Here is a 24,620-nt window from a genome sequence, read left to right as displayed (position 1 = left end):
CCCTGGGTTCGTTAAAGAGGGTTGGGGGTATCCGCCGGACGCGCCAACGCGACACGCGCTTTACCTGCGCGTTTGGCGTTATACATGGCGTCGTCGGCACGTTTCAGCAGCTCCTGTGGCGTCTCAGCCGCGTTGGGCACGAACAGCGCCACGCCAATGCTGGTGCTCACTCGCAGCGTGGCACTCCCCACGTGTAGCGGCTCTTCGATCACCTGAATCAGCTTGTTTGCCAACGGTGCAAGAGCCTCGGTAGTCACCCCTTCGAGCAGTACAACGAACTCATCCCCCGCCCAACGGGCAATGAAGTCCGTCTCGCGGACGGCGTTCTGAAGGCGCTGCGCGACCTCACGGAGCAGCTCATCGCCCATGCCGTGGCCGTGCTGGTCGTTGATGCGCTTGAACCCGTCGAGGTCCAGAAACAGCACGACAAGCGGCGCCAGGGTACGACGTACCCGCGCCATCGCTTCGGGAAGCCGCTCATCCAGGGCGCGACGATTGGGCAAGCGCGTCAGTACGTCCTCTCGGGCCTGCTGGTCACGCAGACGCTCGAGCTGCTGGCGTTCGGTAATGTCGTGGATGAAGACGCTGCGGCGCGGGCGGCCATTCACTTCAAAGCTCTTTAGCCGCACCTCGACCGGCAAGCGAACCCCGTCTCGTCGTATGGCGTCGCAGGTCAAGGGCATCGCGGCGTCGTCACAGGTCAGCCCCTGCGGGAACATGAGCGAGGTGAGTGGGCGCGTCAACGCGTCTTTGCGGCTCCAGCCGAACATGCTTTCGGCGGCCCGGTTCCAGTCCAACACGCGCCCCTGCGCATCGATGCACAGATAGGCGTCGTAGGCAGACTCGATCACCAAATTGAGCTCACGCGTGCGCTGCTCAATACGCTGTTCAAGACTTTGATGAAGCGCCGTGAGCGACTGCTGAGTGGCGGCGCGAATTTTCTGCTCGTTGATGAGCCGCTCGCGCAGATGAATTTCGCCGATCACGATATCGGCCAAATCCTGCATCGCAGCTTGTTCCTGAGGAGTCAACTGGCGCGGCTGCGTATCCATCGCACACAGCGATCCAAGCACTAGACCATGGGAGTTGCGCAACGGTATCCCGGCATAAAAACGGATGCCGCCGGGTTTCGTCACGATGGGATTGGTAGCGAAGCGCTCGTCACTCTGAGCGTCTTCGACCACCAGCGGTTCGTCCTCCAGCACGGTATAGGCGCAAAACGCCATGTCCCGGGGGCTCTCGGAGAACTCCATGCCTACTTGCGACTTGAACCACTGACGGTCGGTATCGATCAAGCTGATGGTGGACTTAGGAACGCCGAGCAGCACGGTGACCAACCGCGTGATGCGATCGAAAACGGGCTCGTTCGGCGTATCCAGCAGGGCCAGCTCGTTAAGCGCAGCCAAACGGGCGGTTTCGTTAGGGGGTAACAGGTGGCTCATGGCGATCACACCTAAGTGGTCATCAGTCCCCTAACAGCATACCGTGAAACGGAATTTTCTGCTCAACGCCCCACTTAACGCACGGCGATACGCCGCGGGGTCAACCCGGCCCACACAACGCTCAACACCGTGGAGAGCAGCAGCGCCCCCACAAACGGCCCCAGTGTCGGTACACTGCCGGGGAACGTCGCGGCCAATACTCCCGCGCTGACGCTACCTTGACTCAGCCAGCCAGGCAGCACGGCGCCTACTAGCCCCGCTAGCCCACCGCTGATCGCAGCCGTCGGTGTCATTCGTTGCCACAAGCCCAGCAGCACCGGCACCACGATCGCTGCACACAGCAGGTCGGCAATCAAAAACAGCCGCAGCACCGACAGCCCCTGTAAAGCAATCACGATCACGGGCAGCATGATGGCCACGGTGAGCCAGCGCGCTTTGTTAAGGGCCTCGGGCCGGTGGCCGCTGGCCCACAGTGACGCAATACCGTTTTGTAAAGTGTCGACGCTCGAGGTGACCAGCGTGACGGCCAGGACCAGGGATGGCAGCGTGATCCATACCGGGGCATCGCTAAGCAGCGCAAAAAACGGCATGGGCGGCTCGCCGAGGCTGACCCCGCTCATCGCTGCCATGATGCCAACACCACCGATCACCATGACGACCAGAACGGTCAGGCCGCCGCCCAGCCAGGCACCGCGCCCCAGGCTCGCGTCGTCTTGGGCCGCCCACACCCGCTGCCAATAGCCTTGGTGAAACAAGTTCGCTGCCGTCACGGCGATCACCAGCGTCAACGCGACGCTGAGCGAGCTGCCGATGGGGAGCGACGGGAGTTGTGCGTCACTCGGCATATTGGGTAGTCGCCAGAGCGTTACGCTGGCGACGGCGAGCAGCAGCGCCAAAAGCAGCCACGCTTGCCAGCGGTCGGTGGCGAGACTTGCCCGAAGCCCTCCCATCACGGTGTAGACCAGCGTGGTGAGCGCCACTCCGATGATGACCACGGCAGGAGGCACGTCGGAGAGTAGCGCGGTAATCGCCCCGATGGCGGTGAGTTCAGCAGCCAGGAAGCAGCCCATGTAAGCCACGGAAACGAGCGCGACGAAGCGGCGCACGCCCGTGCCGTAGCACGTATCGGCAAACTCGGCGATGCTGCGCCCTTCCGGCAGCGCTTGGCGTATTTTGGGGCCATAAAGGCCCAGCACGATGAACGGCAGCGCCGAGCCAAGCGCATAGCCCAGCAGCGCTACGGGGCCCACGAACGCGCCAATTTCCGGGGGCGCAAACAGAATCCACGCCCCCATACCCGAGGCCAAAAAGGAGAGCCCCAAGGTAGACGCGGTTTGAGAATTGCGGGCGGTGACATAGTCATCCAACGAACCGCCACCAAAGCGGGCCCGAAGGCCCAAAAAAGCAAAGCAGCACAACGCTGCGCCTAATACGAGAGACGTTAGGTAAGGCATGTCGCGCTTCCTCCGCCGGTACGAACCGGATCAGGTTCCAGGGTCTGCGTTACGCGCATTCTCAGCCCCGATGGGGCTCCCCTGGCGACAGTGAATGGAGGCGACATCCTCAATCAAACTAGCGCATTAGTAAAGTCTCAGGTGGTCTGCCGAGCACTCTCCTCCGGCTGTTTGGGGACGCGCCCTATCGTATAGAACTCGGCGTTGGGCGGCGTTCCCGCCAGCGTCACCAAGCGGTTGGACATGCCGAAAAAGGCCGCAATGGCACCAATGTCCCAACAGTCGTCCAGGGTAAACCCAACGGTTTCCAGGCGCATTTGCCACTCGGTTGAAAATTCCCCCAGTTCGATGGCGCTATGCAGCGCAAAATCGAGCATCAACCGATGACGCTCGCTGAGTCCCGCCACGCGATGGTTAATGGCGATATTGTCCGCCAGCAAAGGGTCTTTACTATAAATACGCACCAGTGCGCCATGGGCGACAACGCAGTACAAACAGCGATTACGGGCACTGGTGGCCACGACGATCATCTCTTTTTCCGCTTTCGTCAGCGTATCGGACGCCCGCTCCATCAACGCATCGTGATAGGCAAAAAAAGCACGGAACTCCTGGGGACGATGCGCGAGCATGAGAAACACGTTGGGTACGAAGCCCGCTTTTTCCTGCACCGCTAACATGGCTTCCCGGATATCCTCGGGAACTTCTTCTAGCGTCTCAGGAAGTGTAAATCGACTTATCGAGACAGACATACGCACTCCTGTTTTTTGTAACGTGGCGCCTAACTGCTGAATGGCGTTTACTCGTAACAAATTGCTAACTAAAGAGTCTTTAAATACGCCTTAACGCTCGCCATACTCTTAATGATTTAATGTCATAAGAGCCGTACGCTATTAGCCAAGCGGTGTACTAACAGGGAAACCACCATGTCATACTCCGAAGCAAAAGAGCACACGCCAGGGCGTTTGCATGAACTGTTCGCCGACCCTTACCGTGCGTTCGAAAACGATACGGATGAGCGTCAGCTGCATATCCGCGTCATGCTTCACACCCTGCTGGCCCGCCCCATGAAGCGAGGTCAGGTAACGCTTCGTGTGATTCACGGCTGGGAGAACGGTGGCTTCGAACCCGCCGACCTGCAGCACGCCGACTTTACCCTGCACAGCCTGACAGATTTCGATGCTGCCGTGACGCGCTTCGCTACGGCTGCCGAGAAAAACGCACCGTTGCCCGCAGATCAAACCGCCATTCTGGCCGAGCCGCTAGCCGATGCCATTGCCGATGCCGAAGCAGATGGCAACGCACTGACCGACGACATCCGCGAAACGCCGGCCCGTTGGCCCGCGTTCGAAGGTGGGCTCGCCCTCTACACGCTGTTCAAGATGTACCACCGCTTGGTTTACGGCGAAGATGACACCTACCGCTGCTCCCAGTGCGACACCCCCCACGGCCCTCGCGAGATCCATGAGTTTCATTTGGAGGAGGGCGAGTTTGCGCTGCTGGTGCCCATCAGCGAGGAGCAGGACGCGCCTTATTTGCTAGTCCTTCACGAAAGTCAGCTGGGTCCCATCGCCCAACTGCTCTCGGAAAGCCTGCCGCTGTTCGAACGTTATTGAGCTGCGCGCCTCCTCGGCCGAGGAGGCGCTTCACTGCGCCCGGGGCGCGCTATAGCGAAATCGTGCTGTTGATACCGCTTGAGACGTTTTCCGGCTCGAACCAGCGGGCAGTGACCGTTTTGGTTTGGGTCCAGAAGGCAATCGCCTGCTTACCGTTGGGCCCCAAGTCACCCAGTTTCGAGGCCCGAGAGCCGGTAAAGCTGAAATAAGCCACCGGCACTGGAATCGGCACGTTGATACCGATTTGGCCCACGTCGATGTCGGTCTCGAAGCGCCGTGCTACCCAGCCCGAGTTGGTGAAGATCGAGGTGCCGTTGCCATTCGGGTTGGCATTAATGAACGCGATGGCGTCGTCCAGCGTCTCGACGTTGACGACGCACAGCACTGGGCCAAAAATTTCTTCGCGATAGATCGTCATGTCTGCCGTCACATCGGAAAACAGGGTCGGTCCGACGAAGTTACCATCCGGGTAGCCGTCGACCGTGTAGCCGCGACCATCCACCAGCAGCGTGGCGCCCTCTGCTTCGCCTGCGCTAATCAAGCGCTCGACGCGGGCCTTGGCCTGTGGCGATACCAGCGGCCCTAGGTCCGCTTCACGCTGAGTGCCCGGCCCCACGGTCATACCGCGCGCACCGGCTTCGATATCCTTGATCCACTCGCGCGCCTCTCCCACCAGCACGACCACCGAGTTCGCCATGCAGCGCTGACCGGCGGCACCAAAAGCAGAGCCCAGCAGGCTATCGATGGCTTGACTACGGTTGGCATCCGGCATGACGACACAGTGGTTTTTTGCGCCCATCATGGCCTGCATGCGCTTGCCAGCGGCGGCAGCGCGGTTGTACAGCAGTGACCCCACATGGGTCGAACCGATGAACGACAGTGCCTTGATATCCTGATGGTCGGCAATTTGGTTAGCGACATCCGGCCCACCGTGGACCACGTTCAAGACCCCGGCAGGAATACCCGCTTCGTGCGCCAGCTCCACGAGCCGCATGGTCGAGCTGGGGTCCTGCTCGGAGGGCTTCAACACGAAGGTGTTGCCCGTGGCAATGGCCAGCGGAAACATGAAACAGGGCAGCATGATCGGGAAGTTGAAGGCCGTAATGCCCGCTCCCACGCCCAGCGGCTGGTGCATGGTGTATACATCGACGTCATTGGCGGCATTTTCGGCCAGCTCGCCTAGCTGAAGCGAGGTAATGGAGCACGCATGCTCGACCACTTCCAAGCCGCGCCCCACTTCACCTTCCGCATCCGGCAGGGTTTTACCATGCTCTTCGGTAATCAGTGCCGCCAGCTCCGCCGTGTTGTCTCGGATGAGCGCCTGCAGTTTGAGCATGATGCGCATGCGTTTGCCCAGCGGCACTTTACGCCACTCTTTGAACGCCGTCTTGGCGCTGGCGATGGCGCGCTCGACCTCGTCGGACGTACAGAAGGGCACCCGGGCGACCACTTCTTGAGTCGCTGGGTTCACCACGTCGCGCCACTCTTGGCTTTGGGACATGACCGGCTGGCCATCGATATACATCGGTATTTCACGAACAGACATGATGCGTTTCCTCGGGTTGTGTTTGTTATGGGATCGAATAAGGCGCTACTAGGGTATATCAGCAAGTTAACGTAAACGTCAATTAGCCTCTGGACAAAGATAATTTCCGCATCGAGCGACGATTTGCTTTCCCTCTCAGTCAGGGCCTCGCTATGCTGAGACAGTTGCGTATCAGCACTCACCTTCGTGAGATGCGCTGTGGTGATCACAAGGAGGCATCCATGCAGACGTTTAGCTGCCGCTGTGGCAATCCGCTGTTTTTCGAGAACACTCACTGCTTGGCCTGTGAGTCGGAGGTAGGCTGGTGCCCCGCTTGTCGTCATATCGTGGCACTAGCACCGCTGGATAGCGGCGGCTACCGCTGCACCCATGAAGGCTGCGGTACGGCGCTGATGAAGTGCCACAACTATGCCGTCGAAAACGTTTGCAATCGGATGGTCGTGATGGCCGAAGGGCACGCGGATACGCTGTGCGACTGCTGCCGCTATAACGAGGTGATTCCCGATTTAGAGGTCGACGGCAACCGGGAGCGTTGGGCAGCGCTGGAGAGTGCCAAACGGCGGCTTTTCTATACGCTGGATTTGCTCAAGCTTCCCCATGGCGTCGAGGGCGAGGACATCCGCGTTCCGCTGAGCTTTTCGTTCATGGCCGATGCGCTGCCCGACCAAGGACTATGGCGCTCCACAGCGAACCAAGAGAAGGTCTACACCGGCCACGCCAACGGCCATATCACCATCAACGTCAAAGAAGCCGATGACGTAGAGCGTGAGCGGCTGCGTGTCGACATGAACGAATCCCACCGCACGCTGATCGGCCATTTTCGTCACGAAATCGGCCACTACTACTGGGATCTGCTGGTCAAAGACCAAGACGAAGCCGCCAGCATTCGCGTATTCGGCGACCACAACCACCCTACCTATGGCGAAGCCCTGGAGCAGTACTATCAGCAAGGCGCGCCGGCAGACTGGCCCTCGCGGTTCATTTCCGCCTACGCCGCCATGCATCCGTGGGAGGATTTCGCCGAGACGTTTGCCTTCTATCTGGACATGGTGGCCGTGCTGGATACGGCACTGCACATGGGCCTCTCACGTGCCGAGTACGACGGCTCTTTGGAGAGCATGCTTCAGGCGTTTCATCAGGTGGGCATGGCAGTGAACGAACTCAATCGTGACATGGGCCTGCTGGACTTGGCACCCGGCGTCATCGCCCCGGCGGTGCGTGAGAAGCTGGCGTACCTGCATGAACTCATTCAACAGGCGAACGCCAGCTCTCAAGCGGCCTAGTTAATCGTTGTCATGGTCGCCTGTGTGGCTTTGGGGTTGACGCTGGGTGACCCGAGGAACGCCGTCGCCGTTCACGAAGTAGGTAGCGCTAAGCGTATCGTGGATGGCGGCAAAGCCAATTTGCAGTTCGTCCACGAAAGCGTGCAGCTTGCTCGGCGAGTGCGCCAGCGCCTGAATATCCGCATCGACCACGTCGGCCCGTACCAACGACACCGTCGCCGCGACGCGGTCTTGGCGGGGCAGTAGCTGTAGCTCGTGCCCCAAGGTTTCCAAACTACAGGCAATGGAGCGAGGCAAATGCGGATCTTGCAGCAGAAAACGCAGCACGTCCGGGCCGCGCACCCGTAGCCTGACCTGTTGACGATACATCTGATACGCGGTGAGTGACTTCAAGACGCTCATCCACTGCAGGTTCTCGAACGGCAGCAGCTCTTCAGGGTTTTGCGGCAGCAGGCTGGCCGAACGCACATCGACGATCCGCGTGGTCATATCTGCCCGCTCAAGCTGGCGGCCCAGTTTGATGAACGTGCGCGCCGGGCCGTGGCTCAAGGTGCCTTCGATCAACCCGGTCAACGTTTGGCAGCCACGAATGACGTTTTTCAAAAATGCGTCTCGACGTCGAGGGCTCACGCCGTTTTCCGCGTGGTCCGCGACGTTGAGATAGAGCTGATTGACCTCTTCCCAAATCTCGCGGGGCACTACGTCCCGGGTGGTGCGTAAGTTCTCCCGGGCGCTCGCCAGCGCCGAGAGAATCGAGCTGCCGTTTTGGGCATCGGCACACAAAAAGTGCACCACGCTACGCTCGTCGAAACTGGAGTGGCGGGCATTGAAGGCCTCCAGCGTCCCGGTCATTTCGATGAGCGGCGCCCAGCCCAGTGGCAAATGCCGAGGCAAGTCCAGCATCAAATGGCTGTTGACGCTCAGTAACCGCGCGGTATCTTCGGCACGCTCGATGTAGCGCGCCATCCAGTAGAGGTTTTCAGCAACGCGTGACAGCATGGCGCTAGGCTCCTTTCTGCTCAGCGGCACCCGCCGCGTTCTCGTCGGTCTCGACGATCCAGGTGTCTTTACTACCGCCCCCTTGGGACGAATTGACCACCAACGAACCCTCGACCAGCGCCACGCGAGTGAGTCCTCCGGTGGTGACGTGGGTTTCCGGGCCGGAGAGAATGAAGGGACGCAGATCGACGTGGCGAGGCTGAGGCAAGCCGTTGGCCAGCGTTGGCGTGGTCGAGAGGGCCAGCGTCGGCTGGGCCATGTAGTTACGCGGATTTTCGTTGATCAAGCGCGCGAACTCGTCGCGCGTCTCTTTGGTGGAGCGTGGGCCGATCAGCATGCCGTAGCCGCCGGACTCGTTGGCGGGTTTCACCACCAGCTCATCCAGATGGTCCAGCACGTACTTGCGATCCTCTTCGAACATGCATAGATAACTCGGCACGTTCGGCAGCAACGGCTCTTGATCCAGGTAGTAGCGGATCAGCTCAGGGACGAAGGCGTAGACGACTTTGTCGTCGGCAACCCCTGCCCCAGGTGCGTTGGCCAGCGCGACCTTTCCTGCGCGCCAGGCGCGCATCAGCCCCGGCACGCCCAGCATGGAGTGCGGGTTGAACGCCTCTGGATCGAGGAACTCATCGTCCACCCGGCGATAGATCACGTCGACACGGCGCAGGCCCTCTACCGTGCGCATGTAAACCACGTCGTCGTCATCGACCAGCAGATCGCTGCCTTGCACCAGCTCGACGCCCATTTGTTGGGCAAGGTAAGCGTGTTCGAAATAGGCAGAGTTATAGATCCCCGGTGTCAACACGACCACCTGTGGGTCATCACCCGGGCGCGGCGACATGGCTGCCAGCATGTCGTAAAGCTGCGCGACATAGTCATCCACCGGCAAGATCTTGCCCGACGCGAACAACTCCGGTAGTACGCGTTTGGTGACGTTGCGGTTTTCCAGCATGTACGAAACGCCCGACGGAATGCGCAGGTTATCTTCCAACACATAGAGCGTGCCATCACCGCCACGCACCAAGTCAGACCCGCAAATATGTGCCCAAACGCCATGGGGAGGATTGATGCCTACACATTGAGGTCGGAAATTGGCCGACTGAGCCAATACTTCCGCGGGGAGTACTTTATCTTTAACGACGCTCTGTTCGTGATACAGATCGTCGATAAACAAGTTCAGCGCTTGCACCCGCTGCTTCAAGCCCGCTTCCGTTTTACGCCACTCATTGGCGGGTATGATGCGGGGAACGATATCGAAAGGCCAAGCACGGTCGATCATCGCCCCTTCCGAATAAACGGTAAACGTAATACCCATCGTGCGAATGGCAATTTCTGCCGCCGTTTTGCGTTCGGCCAACTCTTCAGCGCTGAAGCGCGCCAACATGTTACATAACTCATCCGCAGAAGCACGTGGTTTGCCCGGTGCCGCCAGCAGCTCATCGTAAAAATCACGGCACGCATAGTTATTCCAATCGACTTGGCTCATGGGCGCTCTCCTGGCGCTAGGGTGGAAGCGGCAACTTCCTTAATTCAGTAGTGTAGGCCTGCCGCGTGCAATGTACGTAGCAACTTGACCATATAAACACGCAAAACTCGTACCATATTCCCCGCTATTTCAACGCTTAATCCGAGTTTGATACTCGCGGTTCTCTCTATCTAACGTTATTGGCTCCCTTGTTATGCATAAATGCACTGATACTGCTCTTTTTTAGTCATCCATTAAATTAAAGGCACCAAAACAGTGCATGAAAGTTAATACTCATGAGGCGATGACAATTTTCCACACTCTTTAAACGTCTTAGTTCATATTGCAGCTGCAAAATGGTTCAACTCCAACGATACTTCTGGGTACTTATTTTCTTCACCGTCGCGTTACGCTGGCGTCGCGCGGTGACTTTTGGCTTTCTTTGAGGGTGGCTCATGACCATTCGCGTTGCCTTGCATCACCGCACGACCTACCGCTTCGACCGCCCCGTCAAGCTGTCACCTCATGTGATCCGGTTACGCCCGGCCCCTCACTGCCGTACTCATATCGATGCCTATTCGCTGACTATCTCTGGAGATGATCATTTTCTGAATTGGCAGCAAGATCCGTTCGGTAACTTCAATGCTCGTGTGGTATTTCCTGAACCGCGCAAAGAGCTGACCATTGCCGTCGAGCTCGTTGCGCCGATGACGGTGATCAATCCGTTCGACTTCTTTTTGGATGACGCTGCCCAGAAGATTCCGTTCACCTACCCCGACGAGCTCACCAAAGAGCTTGGCCCCTACCTGGAAGTGACCGAAGCGGGGCCACGGCTGCTGGAGTGGCTAAAAGACGTCTCTCTCGAGCCGACCACTAGCGTCGACTTCCTCGTCGCTCTCAACCAGCGCCTGCAGAAAGACATCAGCTACTTGGTACGCATGGAGCCTGGCGTACAAAGCTGCGAAGAGACGCTGACCCTGGCGAGCGGCTCTTGTCGCGACAGCGCTTGGCTGTTGGTGCAGATACTGCGCCATTTGGGCCTGGCGTCGCGGTTTGTGTCGGGCTACCTGATTCAGCTCACGCCGGATGTCAAAGCGCTCGATGGCCCTAGCGGCACCGACGTGGACTTTACCGACCTCCACGCCTGGACCGAAGTCTTCCTACCTGGTGCAGGCTGGGTCGGCCTCGATCCCACCTCTGGCCTCTTTGCCGGTGAAGGGCATATCCCGCTAGCCGCCACCCCCACCACCGGCAGCGCTGCGGCCATCACTGGTTTTTCTGATAAGTGCGAGGTGGAGTTTGATGTGGAAATGCGCGTTGAGCGCATTCATGAAGACCCGCGTGTCACCAAACCGTACAGCGACCAACAGTGGGAAAAAATTCTTAAGCTAGGCGACCAAGTGGATCGCGAGCTCAACGAGCAGGATGTTCGCCTCACCATGGGCGGTGAGCCAACGTTTGTTTCCATTGATGATATGGAAAGCCCCCAGTGGAACACTGAAGCATTGGGTGAACATAAGCGTGAACGTGCCGAAGCGCTGCTAACACGGCTTCAAGCTGCCTACGCTCCGGGCAGCGTCATCCAACAACAGCAAGGCAAGTGGTACCCCGGCGAGCCGCTTCCCCGCTGGGCATTGGCCTGTTACTGGCGCAAAGATGGCGTGCCGCTATGGCGCGACCCGACCTGGCTCGCCTGCATGGAGGGTGCGCCCTCTGTGGCCGTCGATGATGCTATGGCGCAGCGCTTTACCCGTGCGCTTAGCAAACAGTTGGGTATTGCCGAGCGCCACTGGATTCCTGCCTTTGAAGATGCCTACTACTACCTATGGAAAGAGCAAACGCTACCGGTCAACGTGGACCCACGCAAAGCTGATTTGAAAGACGACGCCGAGCGCCGACGCCTCGCTCGCCTGTTGGAGCAGGATCTCAGCGCGGTCGTTGGCTATGCGCTGCCGCTACGCCACTCTATCGCCCAGTCGCACCGCTGGGAGAGCGGTCGCTGGCCGTTGAAGCGCGACCACCTTTTCCTGGTGCCCGGCGACTCGCCCATGGGGCTGCGCCTGCCGCTCTCTGCCCTGCCCTGGGCCGACCCAGAAGACCAGCCCCAGCCGCAGTCGCTGTTTGCCCCACGCCCGGCGCTGGGCGACATCCATGGCGAAGTGGCCTGCCGTAACGCCGAACAGCACCGCTTCACAAATGCCGAGCGCTTGGGGCAGACCATCCATCCAAGCCATCGTCACCCGGAAGGCGAATCGGTCCAGCAGCAACCCAGCGCAGAGGAGGATCGAGAGCACACGATTATTCACACGAGCCTGTGTGTCGAACCCCGTGAGGGACGATTGCATATTTTCTTGCCGCCCCTGACTCAGCTCGAGCACTACCTCGACCTGCTCAGCAGCATCGAAGAGTGCGCCCGCGAGCTTGCCTGCCCGGTCATGATCGAAGGCTACGCCCCGCCCCGTGACCCGCGCCTGGAAAGTTTCCAGATCACTCCCGACCCGGGCGTCATCGAAGTCAACATCATGCCCGCCGCCAGCTGGCAGACGCTGGTTGCCCAGACCGAACGGCTCTATGACGAAGCGCGTCAAGCACGCCTGGGTACCGAAAAGTTCATGCTGGATGGCCGCCATACCGGCACCGGAGGCGGCAATCACGTTACCTTGGGCGGCGTCACCCCGGACGATTCGCCGTTCTTACGTCGTCCCGACTTGCTGGCCAGCCTAGTGACTTTCTGGCAGCATCATCCGAGCCTGTCGTACTTGTTTTCTGGGCTGTTCATTGGCCCCACCAGCCAAGCGCCGCGCGTCGATGAAGCGCGCCACGAAGCACTCTACGAACTGGAAATTGCCCTACAGCAAATGCCCAAGGGCGAGGTAGTACAGCCATGGCTGGTCGACCGCCTACTGCGGCACCTTCTCACCGACCTGACCGGCAACACTCACCGCGCCGAGTTCTGTATCGATAAACTCTATTCGCCGGATAGCGACAGCGGCCGCCTGGGGCTACTGGAGCTGCGTGGCTTCGAAATGCCTCCCCACGCGCGGATGGGACTGATGCAAATGTTGTTGATTCGCGCGCTGGTCGCCCGCTGCTGGAAAACGCCGTACCGTGCCAAACCGGTTCGCTGGGGAAGTGCGCTACAAGACCGCTGGATGCTGCCCCACTATTTATGGGAAGACTTGAACGACGTGCTCAGCGACCTGCGCCATCATGGCTTCGATTTCGAGCTGGCTTGGTTTGCGCCGTTCTTGGAGTTCCGCTTCCCGGTGCACGGTCGTCTGAATACGCCGATGCTCTCGATCGAGCTTCGCCAAGCCATTGAGCCATGGCACGTACTGGGCGAAGAGGCGACCGCAGGCGGCACCGCACGCTACGTCGACTCATCGGTGGAGCGTTTGGAAGTCAAAGTGAGCGGCATGAGCGGCGACCGCTACGTCGTTACCTGCAACGGCCGTCCGGTGCCGTTGGCCGCCACCGGACGTAACGGTGAAGCCGTGGCTGGGGTACGCTACCGCGCTTGGCAGCCCCCCTCTGCGCTGCATCCGCAGATTCCGATTCATGCGCCGCTGGTGTTCGATGTCATCGACACCTGGAACCAACGTTCAGTAGCAGGCTGCACTTACTATGTGGTACATCCCACAGGGCGCAGCTTTGAAACCTTCCCTGTGAATGCGTTTGAAGCCGAAGCCCGCCGTTTAGGGCGTTTCAGCGACAGTGGCCATACCCATGGCTATCGGGTTCCTACGCCCGAAATGCCGAGCCAGGAGCTGCCCTGCACGCTAGATCTACGCTGGAACCCACGCTCATGAAACGGCTAATGCTTTCTTATCCGCGCTAGCTACAGGATAATCCGCCCCCTACCCGCTTAGGACAAACAGGATCATGACCGCCCCTGTCTCTCCCTCACTGCTCGAGCTCGGCGCTGCCGGGCTCGTTGAGGATTACTCGAATCAGCTAGGCAAGGGACAGCCCGGCACGTTTGATGCGATGCTCGATCGGCAGGGGCAACTGCGCCCCGGCTGGCAGAGCTTGCTCAACGCCCTGGAAACACTCGGCGCGGATGGCCGCTACCAGCAGCACGAAGAGATTCAGCGCCTGCTGGCGGAAAACGGCGTGATTTTCAATATGCACGAAGATACCCAGGGCCGCTCCTGGCGGCTCGACCCGCTCCCCTGGGTGATCGATCAAGTGCAGTGGCAAGCGCTAGAAGTCGGATTGATGCAGCGCACGCGCCTGTTCAATGCGCTCTACGATGACCTGTATGGCCCGCGCAAACTGGTCGACGCGGGGCTACTACCGACCCAGGCCATTCTCGCTTCTCCCCACTTTTTGCTGCCTTGCCACGGTTCGCAACCCAGCGACCGCCCCGCGATCAGCTTTCATGGCATTGACGTTATCCAAGATACCGACGGCCAGTGGCGGGTGATCGGGGATCGCCTGCAGGCCCCTTCGGGCACCGGGTTCGCGCTGGAAAACCGGATCTTGATGGCCCGCGCGCTGCCGGAGATGTACCGCAACGCGCCGCTCAAGCGGTTGGCCGGCTTCTTGGACAAGTACCACCGCACCCTGACCGCGCTGGCCTACCAGCACCGCGATAACCCAACGATCGTGCTGCTCACCCCCGGTCCTGGCAGCCCACGCTACTTCGAGCACGCGTATCTGGCGAACTACCTGAACATCGACCTCGCCGAAGGGCAAGACATGGTCGTGCGCGATAGTCAGCTATGGCTGCGCACTTTAGGGGGATTGCAGCCCGTGGATGTGGTGCTGCGCCACTGCGACGACGCTTACTGCGACCCGCTGGAGCTGCGCGGTGACTCGCAACTGGGCGTGCCGGGGCTGCTACAAGCGACCCGCGCCAGCGGTGTGGCCATGTCGAATGCGCTAGGCGTGGGAGTGCTGGAGATGGCCGAGCTGGCAGACTACCTGCCTGCCCTTTGCCAGCATGTGCTGGGCGAAGAGCTGCTGCTGCCCAATGCCGACACGAGCACTCGACCGGCCACGGCACCGGTGTTCGATGCCCATATGCAGCGGTTATCCCCAGCGACGCTCAACCTACGCTGCTTCGTCTCGCGGATGCCGGGCAGCGTCGCGACACAGCGCCAGCAGCCCAGCGACTACCACGTCATGCCAGGCGGGCTTGCGTGGGTGGGTACGCCGGGGTCTCCATCACTGAGCAGCCCGATCGTCAAAGATGTGTGGGTGACCGCAAATACGCCCCAACCCCATGTCAGCCAGCTACGCCAAGCGCGTGGCCCGGTGGTCGCCACCCGCGATGGCACCGACCTGCCCAGCCGAGTGGCGGAAAGCCTGTTTTGGCTGGGTCGCTACGGCGAGCGCTTGGATGCGCGCGCCCGCTTGCTGCGTGAAGCGCTGATGCGGCTGATGGAGTACGATCAGGACGAAATCGCAGACCAACTGCTGGATGAGCTGCTGCTAGCCCTCGACATCACCACGCTCCATCGTGATGGTGAGGATGCCAAACCGCCGCTCGTCGGCTTTGCACAAAAACGCACGGCGCTGTTGGCCCAGTTCGATGAACGCGACCCTCAAGCCCTGCAGCCGCTCTTTGCGAACATGCTGCGCAATGCCCGCAGCGTTCGCGACCACCTGGGAGATGACTCCTGGCGAGTCGTTCACCAACTGCGCCAGCGGGTGGATACGTTCAATCCAAGCCTCGGCGCCAGCGCCGCACGCCGCGCCTGCGAAGGGCTTTCCGCGCAGATCGCTGCGTTCTTTGGCTTGTGTAACGAAACCATGCCCCACCACTACGGCTGGCGCTTCATGGATATCGGCCGCTTCCTGGATCGCGTGCTGGGGCTGCTGTCGCTGCTCAAACTCACCCTCAACGCGCCCCACTCGCCGGGGCTGGCGCTATGGGAAGTGGTGCTTGCCACCACCGATAACTTTACCGCCTACCGGCGGCGCTACCGCAGCGAGCTGCACCCAGAAGCGATTCTTGATCTGCTGCTGTTCGATGAGACCAACCCGCGCTCGGTGGGCTATATGCTCAAGCGCTTGGAGCGGCAGATGGACCGACTGCCCGGCAGCTCATCGCCCTACCGGAATGCCGAACGGCGCTTGCTCATTCAAGCCAACGCCGCGCTGCATCTCGCCGATATCGACCGGATCAGCCACTTGGCCGATACCCCGGATGCACAGGCCGCGCTGGAGCAACTGCTGGACGAGCTGATTGCCCCGCTCAACGCGCTCTCCGATGCCATTAGCCACAGCCACTTTAGCCACGTGGAGCGGCCGCGCCAACTTGTCAGCATGGAGCCCGACGAATGAATTACACGCTGCGGCACACCACACGCTACCACTACAGCGCGCCGGTGACGCTCTGCCATAGCGAGGCACGCGTGCTGCCGCGCAAAACCCAGCACCAGCAGTGCGGTGCATCCACGCTTACCATCAGCCCCGAGCCCCAGGTGCAGGCCGAGCGGCGCGATGTGTTTGGCAACCGCGTGCTCTACTTCGCACTAGAGGACGTGCACCAAACGCTGGACGTGACCGTCGTGACGCCGCTCAACACCCAACCTCTGGGGCCACTGCCAGGCAGCTCGCCAGCGTGGGAGCGTGTAGCCGACCAGCTGAGCAAAGACAGCCGCTTCGATCGGCAGCTCTACCGGCTCGACTCGCCGTTCATTCGTCGTAACGACGAGCTGGCGGCGTTTGCCCGCAGCTGTTTCACGCCCGGCCGCCCGCTCGTCGATGCCGCGCTGGCGCTCAACCAATTGATTTACGACACCTTCGACTACGACCCCAGCTTCACCACCCTGGCGACACCACTCAGCGAGGTGCTGGCCAACCGACGGGGGGTTTGCCAAGACTTCGCCCACCTGGCCATTGGTGCACTGCGCTCGGTCGGCTTGGCGGCACGCTACGTGAGCGGCTATTTGGAAACTCAGCCGCCGCCTGGGCAGCCACGGCTGATAGGTGCCGATGCCTCCCACGCGTGGCTGGCCGCATGGATTCCCGACTGGGGCTGGCTGGCGCTGGACCCGACCAACGGCACGGTGGCCGGAGAACAGCATCCGGTGCTGGCGTGGGGTCGCGATTACGCGGACGTAGCACCGCTCAAAGGCGTGATGAACGGCGGCGGCGACCACCGTCTAGAGGTGGAGGTGGACGTCATGCCCCTCACCGACAACAGCGCGGCCTGAGCCGCGCCCGTGGAACGTTCACCGTTGAATCAACCCGTTGGTTAACCACGGCAACCACGCCAGCAGCACCAGCGTGACCAGCGTCGCCAATAGAAAAGGCAGCAGCGCTCGGAAAATTTTCAGCGGCGGCGCGCCGGTCATGGAGGACGCAATGAATAGCCCAGCCCCCACCGGGGGCGTCAGCAAGCCCATCACCAGCGTCAAGCAGACCACCACGCCAAACTGATAGGGGCTGATGGCAAACTGACTCTGGGCGATGGGCATCAAAATGGGCACCACCAAAATCAGCGCGGCAATGCCATCGATCACCATTCCCACCAGAAGTAGCGCCCCAATCACCAACAGCAGAAAGAGAAACGGGCTGCTGGTCAGCGCGGCAATCCATTCAGCGGCCATTTGCGGTAGCTGCTCGTAAATCACCACCCAGCCAAACACGCCCGCTGCGGCAATCAACATGATCACCAGTCCGGCATTGATCGCCGTGCGCGTGAGCACCTGAGGAAGCTGACTCAAACGCAGATCGCCATACACAAAGCGTCCCATTAACAGCGCCGCCAGCGAGGCCAGCGCCGCCGACTCCGTGGGCGTGGCAATGCCCAGCAGAATGCCGCCGATGATAATTACCGGAATCAGCAGTGCAGGCATCCCCCATAGCGCATCGTGCAGCGCCTGTTGCCGACTGGGCCACTGCCCTTTCGGGTATTGCTGCACCAGCCCCACCAGAGCGATGACTATAAAAAAGCTCGCGCCCAATAACAGCCCCGGCAGTAGCCCGGCGATAAACATCTCCGCAATGGGTACTTGGGCCATCACACCAAACAGCACGAACAGCATGGAGGGCGGAATGATCGGCGACAGCAGCCCGCCCGCCGCCGTAATCGCCGCGCTGTAGGGCGTGTCATACCCCTCCTCCTCCATCGCAGGCACCATGGCACGGGACATGATGGCGATTTGTGACGCCGCCGACCCAATGATCGCCGCCATCATCATGTTGGCCACCAAGTTGATATAGGCCAAGCCACCGCGAAAGCCTCCCACCAGAATCCGCGCGAGGGCAATCAAGCGCTTGGTGAGTCCGCCCTCGTTCATCAACTCCCCGGCCAGCATGAACAGCGGGATCGCCAACAGGCCGTAGCTTTCAATGGCACTAAACAACTGCTGCGGATAGGAGTCGAATAGCACCGTATTGCCGGAAGCTTGGATGTACCACATCGCCGTGAGCGCTAGCACCAAAGCAATGGGGACCGCCCCCAGTAACAGCAACAGAAACACCACGACTGTCATACGCGCCCCCTCATGGCCGTTAGCGATTGCACCAAATTCGACACGCCGTGTAGGCTCAGCGAGAGCGCAAACCAGGGCACGATCAGCCACGCCCAGAACTTCTTGATGCCCAGCGTGGAGGTGTTTTCCGCATAGATGAAATTGAACGTTTGCCCCTGGAAGGCTCGCGTATCGAAGCCGGTTTGGGCCAGCGTCAGCGGCTGGTACCAGCGCCAGCAAAGCCATACCAGCAGCAGGGCGAACAGCAGCACCATGGCATCCACCGCCACGCCAACCAGCTTTCTCCCCGTTGGCGGCAGCAGGTCGCTCAACAGCGTCACCGCGATGCCCTGGCGGCGTTTCAGCACCGCCCCGGCAATCAAAAACGTCATCCAGATCATGGCGTAGATCGCCAGTTCACTGACCCAGTAAAGCGGGCTGCCCAGCGCGCGAAAGGCGATGTTCGTAAGGATCAAACACGTCACCGCCGCTGCCAAGACAGCGGCGGTGATCTCTTCACAGCGGGCCAGCCCGTTGGACAGGCGTTGCAACATGATGATTAAAGGCCTTTATCAACGGCTTGTTTGACGTTAAGGATTACTCGTCGCGCAGGCGGTCCGCCTCGGCGCGCAGGGTTTCCAGCATGGGCGCTTTGGGTGCCCAAATACGTTCCCACTCGGCAATCGCCTCGGAGAAGAACTCGGCATCGGCTTCGACGATATTGATGTCCAACCCGCGAATCTCCTCTTCCTGAGCGGCGTCCATCTCTTCGAACCCCGTCAGCACGTTCTCCAGGTGTTCGGCCATGGCGGTATCGATCAACTCACGATCTTCTTCAGAGAGCTCGCGCCAGACGCGCCCAGACACCACCCCCACCATCGGGAACATCATATGGTTGGAGATCAGCAGGTTATTCGCCTGCTCGTAGAATTTCAGAATCAGAATGGAATCGAAGTCCATGTCGATGGCGTCGACCTGCCCATTGGCGAGGGCATCGTAGACTTCCAACAGCGGCATAGGCGCAGGGGCAGCGCCAGTCGCGGTGTAGAAGTCGCGGATCGGCTCGAAGGGCGTAATACGCAGCCGCTGACCTTGCAGATCGTCAGCGCTCTCGATGGGGCTGCGGCTCAATACTTGGCGCATGCCTACCATGCCGTAACCCACACCGACCAAGCCGACACCTTCCGGCATCAGGTCCAGCAGCTCTCCGGCGGCATCGGAGCGCAGCAGGCGCGCCGCGTGATTCACGTCGTCCACCAGATACGGGGCGTAGAGCGCGCCAAAATCAGGAATGCGGTTGGAGATTTCGGCAATGGTCAGAAAGGCCATGTCCAACGCGCCGGTTTGCAGCTGCTGCACCATCTGCGCTTCGTTACCTAACTGCTGAGCAGGAAACACGCTTACGCTATGCTCACCGCCTGAGCGCTCGCTCAGCGTTTGGGCAAACGCTTCGGCTTCGGTAGACCACAGATGCTGGGCGGGGGTAATCAGCCCCAAACGGAAATCACGCGCCTGGGCGCTAACGGAAGAAACGGCCAGAGCGGCTGCGGCGCAGGCAAACGTCAGCGTTTTCATTCGGTTCATGCAAAGCCTCGTTGTCCAGCCAAAGCGCCATACGGCGCTTTGGGTGTTTTTTTAATTAGCGGCTTTGAGAATACCTTAGCGATGGCGTTTATGGCACCCGCCATTGCGCTAACGCAGCGTAGCGCGGTCGGCTACTTAGGCAGCTTCGTAGGCGGCTTTCAAGCGATAAAACTCGTCGACGATGGCCGCCATTTCGGTGGCATCGTAGTCACACAGCCCGCTCACCACGAGCTTCTTCGAGCCCACGCCGACCGATTCACCGGCAGACTCGATGGAAAACTCCAACAAGGCATCGGCACGCTTGCCTTGTACGTCTAACGAGGATTGTGTGAGCGCCAAGTTCGGCGAGAAGCCATCCAAACGCTCCAGGCAGAACCCCATGCTGTCGTAAATCACTAACGGACGTTTGGGGTTGAACATCACCCCATGCTGCTCCATAAGCGGTTTGAGATAGTGGGGGAAGTTCTTACCCGAAAACGCTACGTAGCAGCGGGCAAACCCTTCTACCACCGCTTCATCGCGGGTCATCTCGCCACTACGAACAACCTGTAAGTAGCACTTTCCACTGTCGTCACAGACGTGGATATCCCCGTTCTCGGTTTCACTGAACTTGATGGGTGTATCGGCCCCCACCATATTGGTGAAGCGAAATTCCATTTGTCGCGACAGCCCGAACTTCACCAGTACCAGCGTAAACAGCAGGTCGCCGGGGACGCAGAAACGCCGCGCATCCGGGTTGTGAATCGGGTTGTAGTCGCCGGCCACGCCTTTAGCGAAGCGGCTGGCCTGCTCAGCGGAGATCACCACATACTCTCCGCGCTGCGCGTAAAAATCCTTGAACATGGCTTTGCTGCCTGCCTAGCGTTGAAATCGAAAACCCATAACTGCCCCACGTCGCGCATAATGCCATAAAACACGCGCCAACAGGAGTCATCTGCTAGGAAGCCCGTATGACGAGTGACACGCCCGCTACTCCACGCCGTTTTCGCCTTCTCATCGCCCTGCTGTTTGGCGCGCTAGCGCTCGTGCTGATCTGGCTGATCGGCAGCCACTGGCTTCTCAACAGCCAGTGGCTGCCGCATCGAATCTCCACCATCGAAGGGGTCGAGGTGCGCTGGTCTAACGCCCAGAGCCTTCACCCAGGGCGTTGGGAGGTCGACAACCTCTACCTAGCCCGGGAAGACGAAGCGCTACCGATTACCGTCGAGGCCAGCCAAGCCACCCTGTCGCTATCGCTGCTTGCCCTGCTGCGCGGAGAGCTACATATCCAAGCACTGGAAGCGAACGGCATTCGCCGCTTTACCGTCGGGGACATTGCCCTGGAGGCAGAGGGCCAGCTGAAGGTCGAGGATACCCAGTTCAGCCAAGAGACCCTTAGCGTGCCTTATGTAGGTTTGGACATCACCCAAGGCCGCCTCGTCCGCTTGAGCGATCAAACCACGCTGGTGCAGGATATTCAGCTACGCAGTACGGCGTCACTGGACTCACTTTCCACCCAGCAAAGTAACGATGCGCTGACGGAGGCGCTGCTCGACGCCCTCACCGCCCAGCTTGCCATCACGGCTCAAGCGGATGCCTGGGACGTGTTCATGCCTTACTTAGAGGCACTGCCTTGGCTAAGCTTGGCAGGCAACGGCGTGTTGGAAGGTGAGCTAGCGCTTGCCGAGGGCCAACTACAGCCGGGCAGCGAGCTCACGTTAGCAGCCCCCGAGCTTGCGCTCGCTCTCGATGAGCAGCGCTTGAGGAGTACCGATAACACGCGCCGCTGGCTGGTAGCGGATGACACACCGCCGCCGCATACCGCCACGGGCCAGGGGCGCGTCAGGCTCGCCGTGGAAGATAGGCAACTGCGCTTCGCTACTCAATTGGAAGACGTCACGCTAGCCGACACGCACCCCTACGCTACAAACACACGGCTCGCCCTTTCTACACACATCCCCAACCAGCGCCTGGATCAGCTCGACTTGCCCACTGGCGCCTCACTTGAGCTATCGGGCGAGGTAACGCGCCTGAACATGCTTGACCGCTATCTCGCAACGGCCTTCGATGGCCAAGGGATTCGGCTATCCGGCCAGGGGAGCATCACCGCGAGCGCGACGCTGCGGGATGCGCGCCCTTATGAAGCATCGCTGACCGTTCAAGCCCCCACGCTAGGCGCAGAGCTGCTTGAACTCACCGCGCAAGGCAGCGGTACGCTCGACGCGACGCTCTCCCCCGATGAGCAAGTAGCGGCAACGCTGGCCTTCACAGACGCCACGCTGCGCCATCAGGAGCGAACCTTACTGGCGAACGCAGCGCTCACGCTAGCCGCACAAAGCCCCCTCGACCCCGAACAGGCACAACAAAGCGCCACGGCGCAACTGAGCTGGGAAGAAGCAACGCTGCCCAATATCCAAGCGCTACAACCCTACCTTGCGGCGGTGTTGCCCAGCCCTTCTCCGCTAACGTTAAACAGCGGCTCAGCCACCAGCCACGGTCAGCTTCGCTTCACGACCGAGCAACTGAGTGGAGAGCTTTATTTAGCTGGCAACGCGCTGACCACCGGCTGGCAACGAAGCGAGCAGAGCGGCACGTTGGTGAGCGATACGCAGCTTGCGCTGACCATCAACCAAGCGGCGCTGGATGGCACAGCGCTGGACATCAGCGGCTCGCGGTTAAGCTGGCAGGTGGCCGACCCGCAACGTCCCGGCGAAGCGCTGGAGAGCACGCTGGTGCTGCGCGACGGTCGCTTTCAGCGCCAAAACGCCACCCCAAGCGGGCAGTTCACGCTGGAGGGCAGCGTGCAGCGACTGGAGTTTCTCAACACGTTTTTACCGGATGCCCACGGCGTATCGCTTTCCGGCAACGGTCAGCTTTTTTTACAGGGCGCGTTTATAGACGACACGCTGCAAGCCCCTACGCGGCTGCGGGTCAATGCTAACCAGTTGGAAGTGACGTTTCTCGACTACTTAGCCACCGGGCGCGGCGAGCTCACCGCCCAGCTAGATAGCCCCGAGCAAGCACAGCTTTCGCTGGGCATTCCACAGTTCGCCCTACGTCGGCAAGATGATGACCGCCCGCATCTGGAAGGCCGCCATTTTGCGCTCACCACTCAAACCGATCGCTTTAGCGATGTACTCGACGCCCCCGCTCCCGAACACTTCACTACCCGCGTTGCGCTGCCAATTACCGAGGTGCCGGACATTGCCCGCTACAATCGCTACCTGCCAGAAGATGCAGGGGTTGAGCTACTCTCCGGCAACGCCAGCCTAACCAGCGAATGGCTGCTAGAGGGGCTACGTGCCCAAGGTGATATCACGCTGCGCGCTTTCGAAACCGAGATGGCGCTACTGGAGCAGCGCCTAAAGGGCGATGTGACGCTGCACTTACAGCTCACCGAGGGCGATATCGAGACGCGCCGCTTTGTCGCCAATGACTCCTACCTCCGCCTGGAAAACGTCTTTCGCCGAAGCGACGACGGCACTCAGGACGCAGGCTGGTGGGTGCAGCTCACCATGGAAGAAGCGCAACTCAACTGGGGTGACCCGATACAACTCACCAGCCAGCTACGGTTAGGCATGCGCGATACTGGGCTGCTGGCACGGCTATTTCTCGCCCGTGCCCGGGAGAGCGACTGGCTGGGCAGGCTTTTAAACGTGCATGACATCAACGGGCACGCCATGCTCACAGTAAGCGGCGAGCAAATACACCTGCATGACCTCACACTCACAGGCGGCCCGCTGCTTCTGCTTTCCGATGTGACCTTAGCGGACGGCCAAGCCAACGGCGCGCTCTATGCGCGGCTGGGTGCCGTGGGCCTCGGCGTGGAGCTGAATGACAGCGAACCGGCCCTGCGCGTACTCCAGCCTAAGCGCTGGTTTGACCGCTGGCGAGAGGCCCAGCGCTTTCCAAGGCCTTAGCGGCGCGTGCGTTCTCGACGAATCATACGCACGCGCTCTTTGGCTTTTTGCGGTGTAGACAGTGGCGCGTTGGCGTCTTGGTGTTTAGGCGGCACCGTGACCCAGGCAAACACCGGCAGGGCCAAGTGCCAATGAATCGCCGCTAATCGCAGGCCTAGCGTCACGCTCAATGAGGCGGCAATGGCGAATGTTAGCGGCGCATCGAGCGCCTGCAGCGCAACATAGACAATCCCGCCCGCCATGGCGGCGGTGGCATAAATCTCTTCGCGCAGCACCATCGGCACCCGCTGGGCCAGTACATCGCGAATCATGCCGCCCGCCACGCCGGTCATCATGCCCATCAGTACTGCCACCACGCCAGAGGTACCCAGCAGCAGCGCTTTGTGCGTGCCGATCACGGTAAATAGCGCCAGCCCAAAGGCGTCGGCTACTGGCAAAAAGCCCCTGGAAAGACGATGAATATAGTGAAACCCCACCAGCGACACGCCCACCGTGGCCAAGATCACCCAGAGATAAGTCGGGTCGGTCACCCAGAACACAGGCCGCACGCCCAGCACCAAATCACGCAGCGTACCGCCCCCAATGCCCGTCACCGCCGCCAGCACCAGCATACCGAAAGGGTCCATCCGCGAGCGGCAGGCCAAAATCACGCCCGACAGGGCAAACACAATCACCCCCGCCATATCCAACCAATAAATCACACCCGACACGCGGCTCTCCTTTTCATCGCCATAAGAGGCGAAGATTACCACTTCTGGCCAAACCCACCGTGCCAAATCTGCTCATTTTTTAATCAACCAGCGCTAATTTTGTAAGATATTGCCGACACGGCTTGTAAGACATTGCCGCTTTGTCGCCTTGGCAGGTTGCAGTATCGATTCTGATGATTACCCTGATCGTTTC

At 60.3% G+C, this 24,620-nt stretch carries 17 protein-coding genes and 1 riboswitch; of the genes, 6 read left to right on the top strand and 11 right to left on the bottom strand.

Features of this window, described 5'->3' with window-relative positions; genetic code table 11:
- Positions 1–11: 11 nt before the first annotated feature.
- The 3 genes from NH398_RS08925 to NH398_RS08915 all read right to left on the bottom strand — a co-directional run bounded on the left by NH398_RS08925 (position 12) and on the right by NH398_RS08915 (position 3,645).
- Positions 12–1,442, bottom strand: coding sequence for a diguanylate cyclase (locus tag NH398_RS08925; protein ID WP_253017958.1), 1,431 nt, complete (start codon positions 1,440–1,442; stop codon positions 12–14).
- Positions 1,443–1,516: 74 nt separating this feature from the next.
- A complete protein-coding gene (locus NH398_RS08920; protein WP_253017946.1) occupies positions 1,517–2,896 on the bottom strand; it encodes a sodium:solute symporter in 1,380 nt (459 codons plus the stop codon).
- Positions 2,886–2,989, bottom strand: a riboswitch (TPP riboswitch). It overlaps the preceding gene by 11 nt.
- 44 nt (positions 2,990–3,033) lie before the next feature.
- Complete coding sequence (locus NH398_RS08915) at positions 3,034–3,645, bottom strand: peroxidase-related enzyme (protein WP_253017944.1); 612 nt, start codon at positions 3,643–3,645, stop codon at positions 3,034–3,036.
- Positions 3,646–3,819: 174 nt separating this feature from the next.
- Here NH398_RS08915 and NH398_RS08910 point away from each other — a divergent pair, with 174 nt between their 5' ends.
- Entirely contained in the window at positions 3,820–4,509 is a 690-nt protein-coding gene (locus NH398_RS08910) for a hypothetical protein (RefSeq protein WP_159342857.1), read from the top strand.
- Between the two features lie 49 nt (positions 4,510–4,558).
- On the opposite strand, the gene NH398_RS08905 is transcribed toward NH398_RS08910, so the two are convergent.
- Positions 4,559–6,055: a CoA-acylating methylmalonate-semialdehyde dehydrogenase gene (locus tag NH398_RS08905; RefSeq protein ID WP_253017942.1), complete on the bottom strand. Its 1,497-nt coding sequence runs from the start codon at positions 6,053–6,055 to the stop codon at positions 4,559–4,561.
- Between the two features lie 221 nt (positions 6,056–6,276).
- On the opposite strand from NH398_RS08905, the gene NH398_RS08900 reads away from it, so the two are divergent.
- The gene (locus NH398_RS08900; protein ID WP_253017940.1) at positions 6,277–7,338 is read left to right on the top strand and encodes a putative zinc-binding metallopeptidase; all 1,062 of its coding nucleotides are present in this window, start codon (positions 6,277–6,279) and stop codon (positions 7,336–7,338) included.
- Here the strand turns inward: NH398_RS08900 and NH398_RS08895 are convergent, their stop codons facing one another.
- Positions 7,339–8,337, bottom strand: coding sequence for an alpha-E domain-containing protein (locus tag NH398_RS08895; protein WP_253017938.1), 999 nt, complete (start codon positions 8,335–8,337; stop codon positions 7,339–7,341). It abuts the gene before it with no gap.
- Positions 8,338–8,341: 4 nt separating this feature from the next.
- Positions 8,342–9,826 carry a circularly permuted type 2 ATP-grasp protein gene (locus tag NH398_RS08890; RefSeq protein WP_159342861.1) on the bottom strand — a complete coding sequence of 495 codons (1,485 nt, stop codon included), beginning with the start codon at positions 9,824–9,826 and terminating at the stop codon, positions 8,342–8,344.
- A 434-nt stretch (positions 9,827–10,260) separates the two neighbouring features.
- Here NH398_RS08890 and NH398_RS08885 point away from each other — a divergent pair, with 434 nt between their 5' ends.
- From NH398_RS08885 to NH398_RS08875, 3 genes are all read left to right on the top strand, one after another.
- A complete protein-coding gene (locus NH398_RS08885; RefSeq protein WP_253017936.1) occupies positions 10,261–13,614 on the top strand; it encodes a transglutaminase family protein in 3,354 nt (1,117 codons plus the stop codon).
- A 73-nt stretch (positions 13,615–13,687) separates the two neighbouring features.
- Complete coding sequence (locus NH398_RS08880) at positions 13,688–16,096, top strand: circularly permuted type 2 ATP-grasp protein (protein ID WP_159342863.1); 2,409 nt, start codon at positions 13,688–13,690, stop codon at positions 16,094–16,096.
- Positions 16,093–16,971: a transglutaminase family protein gene (locus tag NH398_RS08875; RefSeq protein WP_159342864.1), complete on the top strand. Its 879-nt coding sequence runs from the start codon at positions 16,093–16,095 to the stop codon at positions 16,969–16,971. Before NH398_RS08880 ends, NH398_RS08875 begins: the two co-directional genes overlap by 4 nt.
- An 18-nt stretch (positions 16,972–16,989) precedes the next feature.
- Here the strand turns inward: NH398_RS08875 and NH398_RS08870 are convergent, their stop codons facing one another.
- The 4 genes from NH398_RS08870 to NH398_RS08855 form a co-directional block, all read right to left on the bottom strand.
- On the bottom strand, positions 16,990–18,255 hold the full coding sequence (locus tag NH398_RS08870; RefSeq protein WP_253017935.1) for a TRAP transporter large permease: 1,266 nt from the start codon (positions 18,253–18,255) through the stop codon (positions 16,990–16,992).
- Entirely contained in the window at positions 18,252–18,788 is a 537-nt protein-coding gene (locus tag NH398_RS08865) for a TRAP transporter small permease subunit (RefSeq protein WP_253017933.1), read from the bottom strand. Before NH398_RS08865 ends, NH398_RS08870 begins: the two co-directional genes overlap by 4 nt.
- 43 nt (positions 18,789–18,831) lie before the next feature.
- Positions 18,832–19,818 carry a TRAP transporter substrate-binding protein gene (locus NH398_RS08860; protein WP_253017931.1) on the bottom strand — a complete coding sequence of 329 codons (987 nt, stop codon included), beginning with the start codon at positions 19,816–19,818 and terminating at the stop codon, positions 18,832–18,834.
- 135 nt (positions 19,819–19,953) lie between these two features.
- Positions 19,954–20,661 (bottom strand): DUF3581 family protein, encoded by a 708-nt coding sequence (locus tag NH398_RS08855; protein WP_159342868.1) that lies wholly within the window; start codon positions 20,659–20,661, stop codon positions 19,954–19,956.
- Positions 20,662–20,768: 107 nt separating this feature from the next.
- On the opposite strand from NH398_RS08855, the gene NH398_RS08850 reads away from it, so the two are divergent.
- Complete coding sequence (locus NH398_RS08850) at positions 20,769–23,717, top strand: hypothetical protein (RefSeq protein WP_253017929.1); 2,949 nt, start codon at positions 20,769–20,771, stop codon at positions 23,715–23,717.
- Here the strand turns inward: NH398_RS08850 and NH398_RS08845 are convergent.
- Positions 23,714–24,427, bottom strand: a complete 714-nt coding sequence (locus tag NH398_RS08845) for a trimeric intracellular cation channel family protein (protein ID WP_253018159.1) — start codon at positions 24,425–24,427, stop codon at positions 23,714–23,716. The genes NH398_RS08850 and NH398_RS08845 overlap by 4 nt on opposite strands.
- Between the last annotated feature and the right edge of the window lie 193 nt (positions 24,428–24,620).

It is taken from the genome of Halomonas sp. CnH100-B (assembly GCF_024124605.1).
Taxonomy (GTDB): Bacteria; Pseudomonadota; Gammaproteobacteria; order Pseudomonadales; family Halomonadaceae; genus Vreelandella.
The sequence above is the reverse complement of the archived record's forward strand: the minus strand, read 5'-3'. Positions and strand labels throughout refer to the sequence as shown.